Source organism: Cryobacterium sp. MLB-32, from assembly GCF_000738085.1.
Taxonomy (GTDB): Bacteria; Actinomycetota; Actinomycetes; order Actinomycetales; family Microbacteriaceae; genus Cryobacterium.
In genome coordinates this window covers 1-16,896 of sequence record NZ_JPRS01000057.1, presented here as the reverse complement: position 1 = coordinate 16,896, position 16,896 = coordinate 1, and the positions used below count along the sequence as shown (strand labels likewise).

15 protein-coding genes and 2 pseudogenes are annotated in these 16,896 nt (G+C 65.7%); 9 read left to right on the top strand and 8 right to left on the bottom strand.

Annotated elements, in window-relative coordinates; genetic code table 11:
* From JF66_RS08090 to JF66_RS08080, 3 genes and pseudogenes are all read right to left on the bottom strand, one after another.
* A partial coding sequence (locus tag JF66_RS08090) for a hypothetical protein (protein ID WP_035876875.1) occupies window positions 1–592 on the bottom strand: 592 nt, incomplete at its 3' end.
* Between the two features lie 226 nt (window positions 593–818).
* Window positions 819–1,741: pseudogene (locus tag JF66_RS08085) on the bottom strand (LLM class F420-dependent oxidoreductase).
* A gap of 4 nt (window positions 1,742–1,745) precedes the next feature.
* Window positions 1,746–2,747, bottom strand: a complete 1,002-nt coding sequence (locus JF66_RS08080; RefSeq protein ID WP_081882236.1) for a site-specific DNA-methyltransferase — start codon at window positions 2,745–2,747, stop codon at window positions 1,746–1,748.
* Window positions 2,748–2,781: 34 nt separating this feature from the next.
* Between JF66_RS08080 and JF66_RS22200 the strand changes: the two genes are divergently transcribed.
* The gene (locus JF66_RS22200; protein WP_035876874.1) at window positions 2,782–3,084 is read left to right on the top strand and encodes a GNAT family N-acetyltransferase; all 303 of its coding nucleotides are present in this window, start codon (window positions 2,782–2,784) and stop codon (window positions 3,082–3,084) included.
* Between the two features lie 15 nt (window positions 3,085–3,099).
* Here JF66_RS22200 and JF66_RS08070 read toward each other — a convergent pair whose 3' ends face one another.
* From JF66_RS08070 to JF66_RS08060, 3 genes are all read right to left on the bottom strand, one after another.
* Window positions 3,100–3,408, bottom strand: coding sequence for a hypothetical protein (locus tag JF66_RS08070; protein ID WP_156109696.1), 309 nt, complete (start codon window positions 3,406–3,408; stop codon window positions 3,100–3,102).
* Window positions 3,409–3,468: 60 nt separating this feature from the next.
* On the bottom strand, window positions 3,469–4,518 hold the full coding sequence (locus JF66_RS08065) for a biotin/lipoate A/B protein ligase family protein (protein WP_035876872.1): 1,050 nt from the start codon (window positions 4,516–4,518) through the stop codon (window positions 3,469–3,471).
* A gap of 77 nt (window positions 4,519–4,595) precedes the next feature.
* Window positions 4,596–5,471, bottom strand: a complete 876-nt coding sequence (locus JF66_RS08060; RefSeq protein WP_035876871.1) for an alpha/beta fold hydrolase — start codon at window positions 5,469–5,471, stop codon at window positions 4,596–4,598.
* A gap of 72 nt (window positions 5,472–5,543) precedes the next feature.
* Between JF66_RS08060 and JF66_RS08055 the strand changes: the two genes are divergently transcribed.
* Window positions 5,544–6,014 carry a MarR family winged helix-turn-helix transcriptional regulator gene (locus tag JF66_RS08055; RefSeq protein WP_051973286.1) on the top strand — a complete coding sequence of 157 codons (471 nt, stop codon included), beginning with the start codon at window positions 5,544–5,546 and terminating at the stop codon, window positions 6,012–6,014.
* Between the two features lie 5 nt (window positions 6,015–6,019).
* Window positions 6,020–7,375: an MFS transporter gene (locus JF66_RS08050; RefSeq protein ID WP_081882235.1), complete on the top strand. Its 1,356-nt coding sequence runs from the start codon at window positions 6,020–6,022 to the stop codon at window positions 7,373–7,375.
* 5 nt (window positions 7,376–7,380) lie between these two features.
* Here JF66_RS08050 and JF66_RS08045 read toward each other — a convergent pair whose 3' ends face one another.
* Complete coding sequence (locus JF66_RS08045) at window positions 7,381–8,928, bottom strand: chitinase (protein WP_035876870.1); 1,548 nt, start codon at window positions 8,926–8,928, stop codon at window positions 7,381–7,383.
* 215 nt (window positions 8,929–9,143) lie between these two features.
* On the opposite strand from JF66_RS08045, the gene JF66_RS08040 reads away from it, so the two are divergent.
* The 5 genes from JF66_RS08040 to JF66_RS08020 all read left to right on the top strand — a co-directional run bounded on the left by JF66_RS08040 (window position 9,144) and on the right by JF66_RS08020 (window position 14,554).
* A complete protein-coding gene (locus tag JF66_RS08040; RefSeq protein ID WP_081882234.1) occupies window positions 9,144–11,507 on the top strand; it encodes a glycosyltransferase family 2 protein in 2,364 nt (787 codons plus the stop codon).
* Window positions 11,508–11,626: 119 nt separating this feature from the next.
* Window positions 11,627–12,244 (top strand): hypothetical protein, encoded by a 618-nt coding sequence (locus JF66_RS23525; RefSeq protein ID WP_197059361.1) that lies wholly within the window; start codon window positions 11,627–11,629, stop codon window positions 12,242–12,244.
* A 16-nt stretch (window positions 12,245–12,260) separates the two neighbouring features.
* On the top strand, window positions 12,261–12,551 hold the full coding sequence (locus JF66_RS08030) for a hypothetical protein (RefSeq protein ID WP_035876869.1): 291 nt from the start codon (window positions 12,261–12,263) through the stop codon (window positions 12,549–12,551).
* 34 nt (window positions 12,552–12,585) lie between these two features.
* A complete protein-coding gene (locus JF66_RS08025; RefSeq protein WP_035876868.1) occupies window positions 12,586–12,882 on the top strand; it encodes a hypothetical protein in 297 nt (98 codons plus the stop codon).
* A 322-nt stretch (window positions 12,883–13,204) separates the two neighbouring features.
* The gene (locus JF66_RS08020; protein WP_035876867.1) at window positions 13,205–14,554 is read left to right on the top strand and encodes an HNH endonuclease signature motif containing protein; all 1,350 of its coding nucleotides are present in this window, start codon (window positions 13,205–13,207) and stop codon (window positions 14,552–14,554) included.
* Window positions 14,555–14,626: 72 nt separating this feature from the next.
* Here JF66_RS08020 and JF66_RS08015 read toward each other — a convergent pair.
* Window positions 14,627–16,113 (bottom strand): annotated as a pseudogene (locus JF66_RS08015) (peptide MFS transporter).
* 145 nt (window positions 16,114–16,258) lie between these two features.
* On the opposite strand from JF66_RS08015, the gene JF66_RS08010 reads away from it, so the two are divergent.
* On the top strand, window positions 16,259–16,896 hold a 638-nt coding region (locus JF66_RS08010), incomplete at its 3' end, for a dihydrodipicolinate synthase family protein (protein WP_051973285.1).

The following is a 16,896-nucleotide window of genomic DNA, read 5'->3' as shown; positions in this document are numbered from 1 at the left end:
CGGCGGCGTCGGAGGAGATGTGCACGGTGGTGCCGGTGAGGATGGCGTTGTCGCCGTCCATTTCGAGGGGCTTGAGGGTTCCGCCGTAGAGGTCGAAGACCTTGACCTGCGTGGCGGCGGACTCGCCGTTCACCGCAACGTCACCGAAGAGCTCGGAGGTGCCGGGGTCGATGGTGAAGTTGGTCAGTTCAACGACGGTGTCGCCGGCGGTGAGGGAGAAGCCGGATCCTTCGTGCTCGAGAGTTCCCTGCACGTAGGGGCGTACGGTGCCGTTGGGGTCGTAGTAGTCCACGTTTCCGCCGGTGATCGGGAAGTGCAGGCTGCCTTCTTCGAGGGTGGCGGTGCCGACGGTGCCTGCCGTGAGGCCGAGGGTGCCGAGGGCGGCGGCGAAGTCGGCGTCGAGGAGAACGGCCGTGTCGACGCCGGAGAGGCTGGGGATCGAGGCGAGGGGAGCCTCGGCGGTGGCGGAGCTCGAGGAGCTGGGAGCGCTGGACGCGGCGGGCGTCGTGGCGGCGGTGGAGCATCCGGCGAGGAGGGCGATCATGATTCCGGCGGAAGCGAAGCCGATGGTGGCCTTGGAGAATGTGCGCATGGTGTGGGTTTCCTGTCTGGGGGCGGTGATTGTGGGTGGTGGTGTTGAGGTCTGACTGGTGTTCGGGCCCACCCCCGAAAAGGTTTGGAAACCCACCAACCCGTTACCGTTCCGTTACACAACTCAGCAAACACACAGGGAAAAACCCCGGAAACACGCGGAAGCCCTCTCCTCCGCACAAAAAAAAGATGGCCCCCGGTGCCGGGGGCCATCGACGCCGTGCGGGTCAGCTCAGCTGCGGCACGATCTCCGCGGCAATGAACTCGAGGTGCTCAAGGTCGGACATGTCCATGATCTGCAGGTACACGCACTCGACACCGTCTTCGGCGAGCGCCCCGAGACGGTCCACGATCTCCGACGTGGTGCCGGCCAGGCCGTGCTCGCGCAGCTCCGCCGGCTCGCGTCCCACGGCCGCGGCGCGACGCACGAACTCCGCCTCGTCGGCCCCGGCCACCGCGATGAGCGCCGCCGAGTACACGAGTTCTCGGGGATCACGACCGATGGCCTCACAGGCCGCTCGCACCCCGCAAACTTGCCCGCGACATCCGTAAATTCCGGAAAGGGCAGGTTGAACTCGGTCGCGAAGCGCGCGGCCATGGCCGGGGTGCGCTTGGCGCCGCCACCGCCCACGATCACAGGCACGCGAGCCTGCGTCGGCTTGGGCAGGGCGGGCGAGTCCACGAGCGTGTAGTGCTCTCCGGCGAAGCTGTAGTGCTCGCCGACCGGCGTGTTCCAGAGCCCCGTGACGATCTCGAGCTGCTCCTCGAGCATGCCGAAGCGCTTGAATGGAAACGGGATGCCGTACGCCAGGTGCTCCGTCTCGAACCAGCCGGTGCCGAGGCCGAGCTCGACGCGCCCGCCCGACATCTGGTCGACCTGGGCCACCTGGATGGCCAGGATCCCCGGCGGCCGATACGTGACGGACGACACGAGGGTGCCCAACCGGATGCTCTCGGTTTCGCGGGCGAGGCCGGCGAGCGTGGTCCAGGCATCCGTGGGTCCGGGCAGACCGGGGGCATCGCCCATGGCCATGTAGTGGTCACTGCGGAAGAACGCGTCGAAGCCCAGTCGTTCGGAGGTCTGCGCGACGGCGAGGATGTCATCGTAGGTGGCGCCCTGCTGGGGCTCGGTGAATACGCGGAATCTCATCTGTTTAGTCGGCCTTCATGTCAGTGGCAGGAGTTTCGGTGGGAACGAATTCGGGTGTGGCGCTCGGCCCGGCGTTCGCCGCAGGCTTCGAGGCGGGAAAGAAGTCGACCTGGGGGCCGTACTCCGTGCCGGCCAGAAAATCGGTGTCGACGCGCGGGCCGAGGCGCTGGCGCATGACCGTCATCGAGTCCGGGTTCTGGTCGACCAGCACGAACTTGCGGCCGAGCGAGGCGGCCACCGCACCCGTGGTGCCGCTGCCGGCGAAGAAGTCGAGCACCCAGTCCCCCTCGCGGCTGGAGGCCTGGATGATCCGACGCAGAATTCCGATCGGCTTCTGGGTGGGGTAGCCCGTTTTCTCCTTGCCGGTGGGCGACACGATCGTGTGCCACCAGACATCCGTGGGGAGCTTGCCCTTGGCCACCTTTTCCGGCGTCACCAGGCCGGGCGCCATGTAGGGCTCCCGGTCGACCGATGTGGAGTCGAAGTAATAGGTGGCGGGGTTCTTCACGTACACGAGGATGGTGTCGTGCTTGGTGGGCCAGCGGTTCTTGGCCTTGGCGCCATAGTCATAGGCCCAGATGAGCTCGTTGAGAAAGCAGTCCCGACCGAAGAGGGCGTCGAGCAGCACCTTCGCGTAGTGCGCCTCCCGGTAGTCGAGGTGCAGGTACAGGGTGCCGTCATCGGCGAGCAGGCGCCAGGCTTCGATCAGCCGCGGCTCAAGCATGGCCCAGTAGTCCTCGAACTGATCGTCGTAGCCGAGCAGGTCACCCTTGATGCGCTCGTAGCGCAGGCCCTTGAAGCCGGTGATCGTTCCCTTGGCCTTGGTTCCGGCGCCCACCGAGGACCGCACAGACGTTGTCGTCTGCCGGGTTTGCGGGCGCCCGGTGTTGAAGGGCGGGTCGAGATAGATGAGGGTGAACGCTCCGTCGGGAAAGCTCGGAAGCACGTCGAGGTTGTCGGCGTGAATTACCCGACTCGGACTTGTCGGAGACCACGCGGTAGGCATCCTTCTATTCTGTCAGGCGGATTATGATGTCGGGATGACTGACCAGCTAACTCCCGAGGTGCGGCACGATGAGGCCCGCCGTCGATACTCGCTCGTAATCGGTGACGACACCGTCGGATTTGTCGATTACGTGCTGACGCCTCGGGAGGTGCGTTTCACGCACACCGAGATCGACCCCCGCTGGCGACGCCAGGGCCTCGCCGGCATTCTGATCGAGTACGCGCTGAACGATTTCAGCACCAACTCACGCCTCACCGTGGTGCCGCAGTGTCCCTACGTGGCGCAGTGGATCGACGATCACGCCGAATACCAGGACCTGCTGGTCCGGGGCCGCTAACCGCGCGAGCCCGACCTAGCGGCGCGCGCCGTCGTTCGCCATCGGGCGTACGAGATCGATCACGATACGTCCCTGGTAGATGCCGGAGTCGAAGGCTCCCCGGTCGCCCGCCACGGGAGCCGGGGCAGGCAGCACGGTCTGACGATCCATCTCCACCGCGGCTTCGTGGCGGCTCGGGGCGAAGACCTCGTCGCCGATTCCGAGCACGCTCGCGCCGCTGCCACGCCGGGAATTCTTGTTCGAGAGGTCGATCCAGCCCAGACTGCTCGCCAGATAACCGAGCAGCACAATGCCGGCCATACCGAGAGGGATCCACCAGTTCATCTCTTCAGCTTACGCGGCATTGGCCAGCGGATGCCGTGGTGCGCGCGTGCGGGGACCGGGTCAGGGCACCCGGTTGAGCCAAGCATCCGTGCTGAATTTGCTCTCCACGAGGGCTGCGGCTTTGGCGTACTCCTCCTCGGTGATGTCCCCGACGGTCGCGCCGTAGAGCCCGGTGAAGGTGGCCTTCATTCGGTCGATGATCTCGCTGCGGCCGAGCCCGGTCTGGCTGCGCAGCGGGTCGACGCGCTTGACGGCGCTGGTGATGCCCTTGTCGCTGAGCTTCTCACGGCCGATGCGGAGCACCTGCACCATCTTTTCGCCGTCCATGTCGTAGCTCATGGTCACGTGGTGCAGCACGGCGCCGCTGCCGAGGCGCTTCTGGGCAGCCCCGCCGATCTTGCCCTTGGGGCTCGTGATGTCGTTGAGCGGCTGGTAGTAAGCGTCGATACCGAGGGATTTCAGCGCCGTGATGACCCACTCGTCGAGGAACGCGTAGGAATCGGCGAACGTCATGCCGTGCACGAGGGCGGTCGGCGCATAGATCGAGTACGTGATTGCGGTGCCGGCCTCCATGAACATGGCCCCGCCCCCGCTGATGCGCCGCACCACGCTGAAGCCGAACTTGCCGGCGTTCTCGGGATCGACCTCGTTACTCAGGGACTGGAAGCTGCCGATGACGACGGCGGGCTCGTTCCATTCCCAGATGCGCAGCGTGGGCTGGCGGCGGCCCTCACCCACCTCGATGGCGAGCACCTCGTCGAGAGCCATCTGCAGCACCGGAGCGACGGCCTTGGAGTGGATGATCTGCCAGTCGTAGTCTCGCCACGTGCTCGCCTGAACGAGGGAGCGACGGATGGCCACGGCAACGGCCTCCGGGGAGAAACCGAGCAGTACGGCGTTCTCGGGCAGGGCAGCGCGCACGGCGGCGGCGATGGTGGCCGCGTCGCTTTCGGCCGGCAGGCCGGTCACCGCCGCGTTGATGTGCTCGAGGGCGTCGTCGGGTTCGAGGAAGAAGTCACCCGCCAGGCGGAAGTCGACGATTGTGTCGTCGACGACATCGAGATCGACGACGACGAGCTTGCCGCCTGGAACCTTATATTCACCGTGCATAACGTCAGCCTAACCGTCTGCACCCGCGCCGCTGCGATGGGGTTTCGCCCCGGTCGGGCTGCTGCCGCGTGAACCGGTCAGTTCGGCGCGGTTCCTCCGTCGATTTCGGCGACCGGCGGCACGCGATCGCCGAGCCAGGCGAGGAGGTCTGCGAAGACCTCGGCGCGGTTCGTCTCGTGGAAGACCTCGTGGCGAGCCCCGTCGTACACGATGAGGTGCAGGTCGTGCAGCCCCGATCGCTCGGCGTAGGCCTTCATGAGACGCAGGGCGCTGCGCTCTCCGCCCACGGTATCGTCGCTGCCGACGAGCATCAGAACGGGCAGGTCGGGGGGCAGGTCCCGGGCCGGGCGGCCGAACAGGCGAGCGGCTTCGCGCAGCCCGAAGAGTTTCGCGAGCGGCGTGGTCGTGGTCAGCGGGTCGGCGATGAATTCCTCGGCCACCGCCGGGTTGCGACTCAGCCACTCAGCCCCTGTGGTGCCGAATTTCTTGTGGCGGCGATTGAGGTCCCCGCCGTCAAGATAGCCCGGCCACCGGTACGCGGTGCCGCTGAGCACGATCGCGTCGTACTCGGCGGCGTGCTCGTTCACGATGATCTGGGCCATGAATGACCCCCAACTGTGGCCGAGGAGCACCAGCGGCAGATCGGGATGCTTGTCACGAATGATGGTGCTCAGCTGATGCACGCCGGCGACGGCCGCACGCAGCCCGCCCGGGCCCAGCTTCCCGAGCTTGGCTCGGTCACCGCGATGCTGGTCAAGCCCCGTCTGGCCGTGGCCGAGATGGTCGTCCGCATAGACGCTGTAGCCTGCCGTGTTGAGCTCGGCGGCCAGCTCCGCGTGGCGAAGCGCGTGTTCGCCCACGCCATGGGCGATCTGCACGACGGCTCTCGGTTGGTCGACGGCCCACACGTAGTAGGTGATAACCAGGCCCGAGGCATCCGTGTATGTAGGCACGCGACAATTCTGGCACTTCTTTGTGGCAGAACGGGAATAGTTAGCGTGGCTAATTCGCTAGGCTAATTAGACATGCTAACGGAAACCACACCCCACCCCTCCGCGGACTCCCCCGACCACCAGAGCACGGTGGCCGAGCTCAGTCATGACTTCCGGCTGGCCAACGGGCGGCTGGCCCGACGCTTACGGCAGGAAAAGGTCGACAACGAACTCAGCGCGGGCCAGTTCTCGGCCCTCGGCGCCCTCTTCGTGCAGGGGCCGCTCACCCTGCGCGCCCTCAGCGATCACGAACGCGTCACCCCGCCGTCGATGAGCCGCACGGTGAATGCCCTCGTCGAGGCCGGCCTCGTGCACCGCGCCGGATCGTTGGAGGATGGCCGCAAGCTGGAACTGACCGCCACGGAGGCCGGCCTCGCGCTGATGCGCGAAACACGCAAACGGCGCGACGCCTGGCTCGCCCAACGGGTACTTGCCCTCAGCGATGAGCAACGCCGGGTGCTCTCGGACGCCACCGCGATCATGAGGGAGCTCGCCGACAGTTGAGTGCCATGTTCCGCTCGCTGAGCGTCGTCAATTACCGGATCTGGTTTGCCGGCGCGCTCGTGTCGAACATCGGCACCTGGATGCAGCGCACCGCCCAGGACTGGATCGTGCTCACCCAGCTCACCAACTACAACGCCACGGCGGTGGGCATCACCATGGCCCTGCAGCTCGGCCCCCAGCTGGTGCTCATGCCCTGGTCGGGTCTCATCGCCGACCGGTTCAATCGCCGTAAGCTGCTCATTCTCACCCAGACGCTGATGGGCCTGCTCGCGCTTGGGCTCGGCATCCTCACGGTGACCGGCCTCGCCGAACTCTGGCACGTGTACCTCTTCGCGCTCGGGCTCGGCATCGTGGCCGCGATCGACGCCCCGGCACGCCAGACCTTCGTCTCCGAACTCGTCTCGGAGGACAACCTCTCCAACGCTGTCGCCCTCAACTCCGCGTCATTCCACGGCGCACGACTGATCGGCCCGGCCGCCGCCGGCCTGCTCACCGTCGCCATCGGCGCCGGCTGGGTGTTCATGATCAACGCGGTCACGTTCGCCGCCACCGTGTTCGCCATGACTCTGCTGCGCACCGCCCAGCTGCGCAAGCCCCCCAAGGCCAGCCGGGCACGTGGGCAGCTCATGGCGGGCTTCCGCTACGTGCGGGGCCGTCCCGACATCGTGGTGGTCATGATCGCCGTGTTCCTGATCGGCACCTTCGGACTCAATTTCGCCATCTTCACCTCGACGATGGCCACGATCGAATTCGGCATGGGCGCGACGGAATTCGGCCTCCTGAGCTCCATCATGGCCATCGGGGCCGTGATCGGCGCGCTGCTCGCGGCCCGGCGCAGCCGGGCCCGTCTTCGCCTGATCGTGAGCGGCGCCGCCCTCTTCGGCGTCTCGTGCGCGGTCGCGGCCGTCATGCCCACCTACGGGACCTTCGCCGTATCACTGGCCTTCGTCGGGCTGTCGTCCCTCACGCTGATGACCACGGCCAACGCGTACGTGCAGACGTCGACGCGGCCGGAGATGCGCGGGCGCGTCATGGCGCTGTACATGGCGATCTTCGTGGGCGGCACCCCGCTCGGCGCCCCTCTGGTGGGCTGGGTCGCGGACCAATACGGTCCGCGCTGGGCCCTCGGGCTGGCCGCGGCATCCGGGCTGTTGGCGGCTGCGGCCATCCTGTTCTGGATGATCCGCTATCGCGAGCTGCGCCTGCAGCTCCGGCTGCGCACCTCGCCACGGATGCTGTTGCGTCACGCCGGCGACGGGCGCTCGGCTCACGTCGCCCTCGCTGTCGACGAGGAGCTCGAACCCGATCGAGAGACGGCCACCCGCGAAATCGCCATCGTCGAGGCCACCGCCCCCCGGTAACGGTGTTACTGCGGCGCGTCGAGAATCTTCTGCACGTCGGCGTCACTGACCAGCATCCACGGCGAGCTGTCCGACCCGTCGAGGGAGGCCTGTGGGCTGTCCCCTTGCGTCCACCACTTGGCCTCGAAGGCCCGGTTCCCGAGCAACACGCGCTGGCCCTGCTGGTACACGATCGCGGCAGACCAGTCGTCGTAGGTTCCCGCGGGAACCGCCAGAACGGCCGCCGGGCGGTCACCGGGCAGAACCGGACCGATCAGTTTCCACGGCGCATCCGCCGTCGTGACCAGCGGGTTGTCCGGCTGGTCGCCCGTGGTGAACCACTTGGCCGAATACACGTGGCCATGCAGAACGATGCGTTCGTTGGCCACGTAGGACTGCGTGTTCGACCAGATCGGATACGGGCTCGTGACGGGATTGTCGGCCACGAGCGTCGGGACCGGAGCGGGAGTGCTCGGCACGGGTGCGAGGCGGTTGGAGAAGCCACGGGCCAGCACCTCCGCGAAGCGACGATCACCCTGCTCCACCCCGCTACAGGAGTCCGAGACCCGGGTGACGTCCGGGTAGTTGCCACCGCAGGTGCGGTCCCGATTGGCCGACCAGGCCGACATCCGCCCCAGCCCGTTGTCCTGTGCATAGGCGTTGAGCAGGGTCGCGTCCCGGAGGGTGAAGACCTCGCCGGGTTCGTCGTTCTGGCCGATCATGGGGGTGAGGCCCATCGTGCGCCAGATTGCCCGGGTGCCGACGTCCTGACCTAGTGAGGCGTAGACGCTCTCCAGCTGAACGTGCGTGGCTTCGGCCGCAGCGACGGCGGTTTCATACATGGTCTGTGTCGCGTCACGGCCCGTGCCGTAGTCCATCACCATCAGGTTCACGCCGGCAAGGTCAACATCCGCTGAGAGCATCTGGCGCACCGCGGTCGTTCCCGCTTCGGTCAGTCCTGTCGGAGAGACGGGCAGCGTGAGCCACACGGCCAGGGGCTTACCGGCAGCAGCGCGGTCCTGCTGCACGGCGGCGATCGCGGTGGCTCGCCGTTCCCCGGCAGCCCGATTGCTCAGGCCGCTTCCCTCGATATCGAGGTCGATCGTGGCGACCGGGTACTGGGTGACCACGGATGCGTACGCCTTCTTCAGCTCGCTTGGCGAGGTGCAGACGGTGGCTAACTCGTCATTGAGCAAACCGCCGAACGAGATCGCGACCTCTCCCCCGCCCTCCGCGAAGCGGGCGATTCGCCGGTCGAGGTCGCGCCCCTGACCGGACTCGCCCGGCTTGAAGAACGTGCCCCACGAAGGGCTGCACGAGTCGTCGGCGTCAGCGACGATGAAGGAGAGCATGGCGCTCTGGCCGTCGTCGGTGGTAGAGGATTCGAACGAATATTCCGGCGTCGCGGTCACGTCGACATAGCCGGCGAAGAAGGAGTCCCCGGTCGAAGCGGCCCGTGCATCTTCAATTTGATTCAGGCCAAAAATGCCCCCACCCACGACAAGCGCCGCGACACACGCCACGGCGGCGACGCGCACGACGGAGAGGCGTCGACCCGGAAAACGTTGGCTCACGGTTCTTCTCCAATTTCATGACCTCGGGTGCCGAGGAGCACGATGACGACCCCCCTCGGAGAAAACATGCCGGCTGAATACCAGCCGATTCCGCTTGTCACACTGACACTGTGCATTTACCCCAAACGCAGTATCTGTACCCTATTATGGGGGTTAGATTGGGAGCAGACGTGCCGACTGCGTGCTTCGCTAGCCTGTGCATCTCGAGGGGGACTATGTCTGAGAGTTCTGTGCCGATCATTGAGCACACAGATTCCGCGCGCGGTTCCTCCGCGGCCACCGAGACCGGATCGCCGAACCGCGCCGTGATTTCCGCGCGCAAACGCCAGTGGGGCGCGGAAAAGCGACCGGAACCACTTTCCATCGTTCACCCGATGCCGTCGTCTCGCAAGATCGCCCTGGGGCGTCTGGGCATCGTGATCACGATCCTGGCATGGGCGAGCTACGTCGTCACGACGATCATTGCGGAACTGATCAACAATTCGAGTTCGGGCTCGCGTTTTCAGTTCGAAGCAGTGTCGTACCTCATCGTCGTGACGATGCTCACGTTTTCGGCTCTGATGTACCTGATCGCCCGACAGGGCGCGCTCTACCGCTTTGGCGACCATGAACGTGTTCCCCGTGGCGAGCTCGACCGTCACTTCGAGAATTACTCCGAGGCAATCACCGTTCTGGTGCCCTCCTATGCGGAAGAACCTCGCGTGGTGCGCGGCACGCTGTGGTCGGCCGCGCTGCAGGAGTTCCCTGACCTGACCGTCGTGCTGCTGATCGACGACCCGCCCTTCCCGACCGATCCCGCCATCATCGAACGTCTGGACAGCACCAGGGCCTTGGCCGACGACATCGGCCAGTCGCTGGCCGCGCCGGCCGAACGATTCGTTGCCGCCACTGCCGCATTCCGTGACAGAACGGCGATTGCCGGCGAGTCCGTCGACGGGGAGCTTCCGCTGCTGATCATCGAGTATGAGGCCGCCGCCACCTGGCTCGAAGACATGGCTCACGCTGAACTCATCGAGGACCACGTCGACGACTTCTTCGTGGACTCGGTGCTGATGGGCCTTGCCAGCGAACTTCGACTCACCCTGCTCGGGTTGGAATCTGCTCTGGTGCAGGGCGGAACTCCCGACCACGCCAACATCTTTCGCCTCTACTCCAGGCTCAGCTCGATCTTTGCCGTGAAGATGCAGACCTTCGAGCGCAAGATGTACGCCAATCTTTCGCACGAAGCGAATAAGGCGATGAACCTCAACTCCTACATCTCGCTGATGGGCGGCCGCTGGCACCGCGATTGGAACGCGCGCTCGGTCGTGTTGCGCCCCTCCGCTGTTGAGGCTGACGACGACCTCGTCGTACCGGACACGATGTACGTGCTGACCCTCGACGCGGACTCGCTGCTGTTGCGGGACTACTGCCTGCGACTCGTGTACTTCCTGGAGTCAGCCGGTAACGAACGCGTGGCCGTGACCCAGACGCCGTACTCATCATTTCGCGGGGCACCGACCCGCATTGAGCGCGTCGCGGGGGCAACCACCGACATCCAGCACATCCTGCACCAGGGCATGACGTATTACGGGGCAACGTTCTGGGTGGGGGCCAACGCCGTCATCCGCAAGCGCGCGCTCGAGGACATCGTGGAGGTCGAAACCGTCGGCGGGTTCGAGATTCGCACGTATATCCAGGACCGCACCGTGATCGAGGACACCGAGTCCAGCGTCGACCTCGGCACGCACGGCTGGACCCTGGCGAACTACCCGGAACGCCTCAGCTACAGTGCCACGCCGCCCGACTTCGGCGCCCTGGTCGTGCAGCGACGCCGCTGGGCCAATGGCGGGCTGCTGATTCTGCCGAAACTCTGGAACCAGGTGACGCACCGGCGCTTCAACCGCGAGCGCATTCTGTTTCGTGAGATCCTGCTGCGGGTCAACTACATGGCCTCGATCGCCTGGTCGAGTTTCGGTCTGATCTTCCTGCTCGCCTACCCGTATGACAGCCGTCTGCTCAGCCCCCTGGTGTTCTTCGCCGCCCTCCCGTACTTCCTGGCGATGGGCAGCGACCTGCGGGAATGCGGGCACCGATTCACCGACATCTTCCGAATCTACGGGTTCAACCTCGTCTTGCTGCCGGTGAACCTCGCCGGCGTGCTGAAGTCGATGCAGCAGGCCATCACCGGGGAGAAGATCCCCTTCGTGCGGACCCCGAAGGTGAAGGACCGCACCGCTGCCCCGGCGATGTATGTCGTCGTGCCGTATCTCATCGTGGCCTTCTCCGTGCTGACCATCTGGCGCAACGTCGATGCCGGCAACTGGGGCAACGTGGCGTTTGCTGTGCTCAACGCCGTGCTCGCATCCTATGCAATTCTGGCCTATATCGGACTGCGCAACTCGGTCGTCGACGTGTTTCTCGCCATGCTCAGCTGGCTGTACGTAGCGCCCCGTAAGCCCAAGGAAACGCCGCCGGAATTCCCGGCCAAGGACCCCAAAGACGTGGACTGGGCCTCGGTCATCTACTACGGCGATCGCCGGCTGAACCGCAACCTGCGCGGCGGCTCCGACCGCCGTCGCCGGGCCACCTCCCGCTAGACCAACTCCCGTTGAGCGCGCACGCGGTCTCTTGACGCGTCGGCTGCCCCCCGCGTAGGGTCCTCAGTACATACATAACTGGGTGACGAGCGTGCTAAAACGTGAGGGGTTCCACCATCGTGAGCAGTCAGATCGATGCTTCATCGAAGAAGAGATCGTTCCGCGCAATTCAGGGCTGGCTCACGCTGACGCTTGCTCTGGTTCTGGCCTCCGGCCTGTCTGCAGTTCCCGGGGCGCACGCGGTGCCACGGGATGCGGCGCCGCTCTCGGTCGGCGCAACAGGTGAGTCCGAGATCGAACAGTTCGACGCCCAGGTGGCGCTGGCTATGCAGTACATGCGCACGGCACCGGATGAGTCAACGTACTTCGATGTCGCCGCCGCGCGGAGTGGTGGGGCCGACACCGCCACCCTCGAAATCGGCGACCTGATCAACCGACTCGCCTCGAGCCAACGGGGATCCGGCGACGCCACGATGACGACGATGGCCGGGGTTCCGATCTGGGGAAACTGGTGTGGTCCTGGCCACGGCGGAGGAGCGGCGATCGACGTCTTGGATTCCATCTGCCAGACCCATGACCGTTGCTACGACGATCGCGGATATTTTGCCTGCTCCTGCGACCGCGAAATCGTCGCCGACATTCGAAACAGCATCAATCAGATGACGACCGGTGAAAAGGCCATGGCCGTTGCCGTCAGCACGTATTTCACCTATTGCCTGTGTAACCCGTTCAGCTAGGACTGGAGCAACTCTCGTGACGACGTACAAAGCATCCGCTGATTCGGCGCGTCCTGGTCGTCGGCCCGTTGTCACGTGGGCGCTCATGGGGCTGGCGCTGGCTGTGGTGGCACTCATGCCGGACTGGACCGGTTCGGGAGACAACCGACCCCTCTGGCTGTTTGCGATTCCCGTCGTTTTGGGTCTCGTGGGAGCGGGATTCGCCGTGCGCGCCCGGCACGTGTGGTGGGCGGTGGCATCCGCCCTCTGGGGCTTTGCGTTGATCCAACTCCTGGTCGTCGTCGTCACGCTGGTCAGCGGGCCGTAACCGATGTCGCATGAGCGAATCGAAGGAGTGACGGATGACTGATCCCACGAGATACACGAAGGAACCGCGCACCTACTCGGGAACAGCCATCATTTCGATCGGCTGTGCGGGTCTGTCCTTGGTATGCCTCGCGCTGGTTCCCTTTCTCGCCTTTGTGGCAGCGGTGGCGGCCGTCGTGAGCGGGCTTGTCGCGCGACGAGAGCTCAAGGCCAATCCGGGCATGACGGGTTTCGGGCTGTCCCTGGCCGGGTTCCTCCTCGGCGCCGGCATCGTCGGCGTGAAGTTCCTTCCCGTGATCGCGAGCTGGCTCATGATGGCGGCCTACGCCTGACGGGTGCGAGCCCTCATCCCACGGATTCGTGCGTGGATGGAGGTGATCAGTGGGGCTGCAATTCCGACGCCGTGAGGGCGTGAAAGTGAGTGGGCGTTCGACACCGCGGTCGGGAGTCCAGTGTCGGTGGTGTCTGTCACACTTTTCTCATGACAACCACCATTGAAGGTGTTTTCGTTGATCTGACCGGGGCCTTGGCCCGGTCAGATGTGTCCGCGAGGATGTTCGCGGAGTTGTCCGACGACGGGTCGGAGAACACCCACCGGGCGATAGCCACCACCTGCGTGAGGTCACCGCGGCCTACGCGCTGTCGGCGGCGAATATGGCCGGCCGATCCGACTGGACGCTCGGCCGCGAAGGCCTCGCGAGGAAGAAGGGATACAACAGCCCCGAGGACTACGTTCAGGCCCTCGGCGGAGGAGGTGGCGGCACGAAAGCCGATACCCGCCGCCTGATCGAAGCCGGCACCATGGCCACCGAAGCCGAGGCTGCTCGAACGAGGCAGAAGGAAGCCGACCTGCGCGCTGCGGAGTACCCGGAGGCCCCACCTCTAGACGTGCACCGGCCGTGGTTCGCACCACTCGGCGACGCCGTGACCGACGGAACACTCAGCATCGACGCCGCAACGGCCATTCGCCGCGGCCTGGGCGAACCGGCCATCGGCGTCACCGAAGACATGCTCGCCGACGCAATCGTGGCCCTGATCGCCGAGTGCCGCACTCTCAACGCGGACCAGGCGGCGAAGGCGGCCCGGCAGTGCCGGGACACGATCGATGCCGCCGGGATCGCCTCCCGCGCCGACGCGATGAGAGCACGGCAGTACCTGCGGGTGTTCGATAAGCCCGATGGCATGCTGCACGGCAGCTTTGAGCTCGACCCGGAAAACGGGTCGTACTTCAAGGACTTCCTGCAACAGATCACCGGACCTCGCGCCGGCGGACCCCGGTTCGTGGAGAAAGCCGAGAAGGAGCGGGCGCAGCGCATCATCGATGACCCGCGGTCAACCGATCAGATCGCCGCCGAGTCCCTGATCGAGGTGATCAAGGTCGCCGCAGCCGCCGACCCCGGAACACTCTTCGGACGCATCCGTCCCTCGGTCAAGCTGGTCATCGTGCAAGAGCCCGCAGTCGCCCCAACCGCCGCACCCACAACGGCAGGGCCCACAACGGCCGCGCCGACAGCAGCGCAGCCCACAACAGGTCTGGTACTACTTCGCAACGGGTTCATCGAAGGCACGCCCGACGCCGCCACGACCGCCACCATCGACCGGACGGTGTGCAACACCGGGTTTACGCCGGTGTTGTTCGGGCGGGACGGATCGGTGCTTGATGTCGGACGCGAACAACGCCTGTTTACAACCGCGCAACGTGCGGCGTTGGCGCTTCGGGACGGTGGGTGCATGTGGAAGGACTGCCTGAGGCCGCCGAGTTTTTCGGAGGCGCATCACCTTCGGCTGTGGCAGGCGGAGGGCGGGCTGACCAACCTCGAGGAAGGGATCTTGCTCTGCAGCCCGCATCACCTCCGGTTGCACAACGACGGGTGGAAGATCGTCCGCGTCGGGACCGCCTTCTGGTTGATCCCACCGCCAGCGGCCGACCCGGCCCAAACGCCGATCCAACTGGTGAGCAAATCGGCGCTTAAGTTGGGATCGCCACTGCGACTGCAGGCCTGAAGGTAAAACCGCTCGCCGGGGTGAGAAGAACTCGTGGAGCGGTTCGACGAAGGCGGGAGCGCGCGCGAACGGTTAGCGCACTCCGCCCATCAGGCGCAGCACCGGGCGGGCGATGAGGGCCAGAAGAAGGCCGAGGATGATGGCGATGGCGCCGAGCACGCCGAAGTAGACCGTCTCCGGCACCGTTTCGTACCACTGGGCGAGCAGGCCCGACATGGCCGAGCCGAGCGCGACGGAGAGGAAGAACAGCGCCACCATCTGCGTCTTGAACACGCCGGGGGCGAGCTTGGTGGCCACCGAGAGTCCCACGGGTGAGAGAAGCAGCTCGGCAATGGTGAACACGAACAGGATACCCACGAGCGCGATCAGGGGCGTTGAGTTATCTCCACCGCCCACGAAGGGCAGGAACAGGAGGAACGCGGCACCCATGACGCCGGTACCGATGGCGAACTTGATCGGCGTCGAGGGCTGCTTGGTGCCCCATCTCGTCCACAGCGCGGCGAACGCGCCCGAAAGCAGGATGATGAACACGGGGTTGATCGACTGAACCCACGACACGGGCATCTCCCAACCAAACAAACCGCGGTCGAGGCGGTCGACGGCATAGAGGGTCACCACGGTGAACTGCTGCTGGTAGAGCGACCAGAACGCCGCGCTCGCGATGAAGAGCGGGATGAACGCGTAGACCCGGTTACGTTCGACGCCCGTCACCTGCTTGTTTGTGAGGATCACCGCGAAATACACCACGGTCGCCACGATCGTGAGGCCGATCACGATCGTCACGAGGTTACTCGCGGTGATAACACCGGTCATGGAGAGCACCACGATCGCGGCAACGGCCGCGAGGGCGAGCGAGCCGTAGGCGGCGAAACGGGCACGCGGTAGTGGGTCGTGCACAATGCGCGCCGAATCCGGCAAGCGCTTGCGCCCGCGGGAATACTGCAGGAGTCCGATGGCCATTCCCACGGCGGCGAGGCCGAACCCGTAGTGGAACCCGACCGTGGTCTGCAGCAGCCCGGTGAGAATCGGTCCCATCAGGCGCCGAGGTTGATGCCGAGATAGAAGATGGAGAATCCGGCGTCGCGACGGGTGTCGTCGGGGGCATAGAGCGTTCCGACGACGGAGGTGGCGTTGGCCTTGAGCCCACCGCTACCGACGGCAATCAGGAGGAGGCCGGCCGTGAGGCCGGGAATTCCGGGCAGCAGGGCCAGGGCGATGTGGCCCATCATGATCACGATGGCGCTGTAGAACAGCACACGCTCGGACCCGAGCAGGCGGTCGGCGATCCAGGCACCGAGGATGGTGGAGAGATACACGCCGCCGCCGTAGGCACCGACGATTCCGGCGGCCGTTGCCTGCGGAATTCCGAGTCCGCCGTCGTTGACGGAGTAGAACAGGTACAACAGCAGGATTCCCTGCATGCCGTAGAAGGAGAAGCGTTCCCACATTTCGACGCCAAAGATGTTGGCTAGGGAGCGGGGCTGTCCGAAGAATCCGCGATCCTCGTGAGACGGAACGGTCGTTGCTTTTGCTTCAGCATCGTTGGTGATGTTACTCATTGCTTGACTTTACCCCCCTGAACGAGGGAGGAACCTGATGGTCACTCAGGTTCCCGTGTCTGAGCCGACGCTCCGATCGACGACGCCGGCCGCCGTCGGAGCGGTCTAGGGTCGAAACCAGACCCTCCACCGAACATTGGCCATCATGACTGACTCCTCCACCCTCTTCCGCGGCCTGATCGCGTACCCGATCACGCCGCTGATCGGCAGCGAGAAACGTGTGGACCACCAGGTTCTCGCCGCGCTCGTGGCGGGCATCGCGGACGCCGGCATCGACGGGGTGACGGTGCTGGCCTCATCCGGATCCGGCGTGTCCTTCGACCGCGAGGAACGCCGAGCCATCGTGCAGACCGCCGTGGCCGCGGCCGGTGATGTGCCGGTCTATGTGGCGGTGAGCGCCCCGAGCACGCGCTCCGTTCTCGACTTCGCCCAGGACGCCGCCGGGCTCGGGGCCCGCGGAATCGTGGTGACCCCGTTCTCTTACCTGCCCCTCGACGATGACGAGGTCGTGGCGCTCGTGCACACCCTCAGCGAGGAAACCCCGCTGCCGATCTGCTTCTACAACAAGCCGCCACAGACCCAGTACGACCTGCCGCCCGCGGTCTTGATGCGCCTCGTGGCCGAGACGAATGTGGTCGCGCTCAAGGAACCGGCCACCCGGGCCGGCAGACCGGCATCCCGGCTGGCCGAGCTGCGCGAGGCCGGCGGCCCCGGGTTCAGCCTCGGCGTGAGCGGCGACGTGCAGATGCTCACCGACCTGCCCCCGACCGACGCCTGGCACTC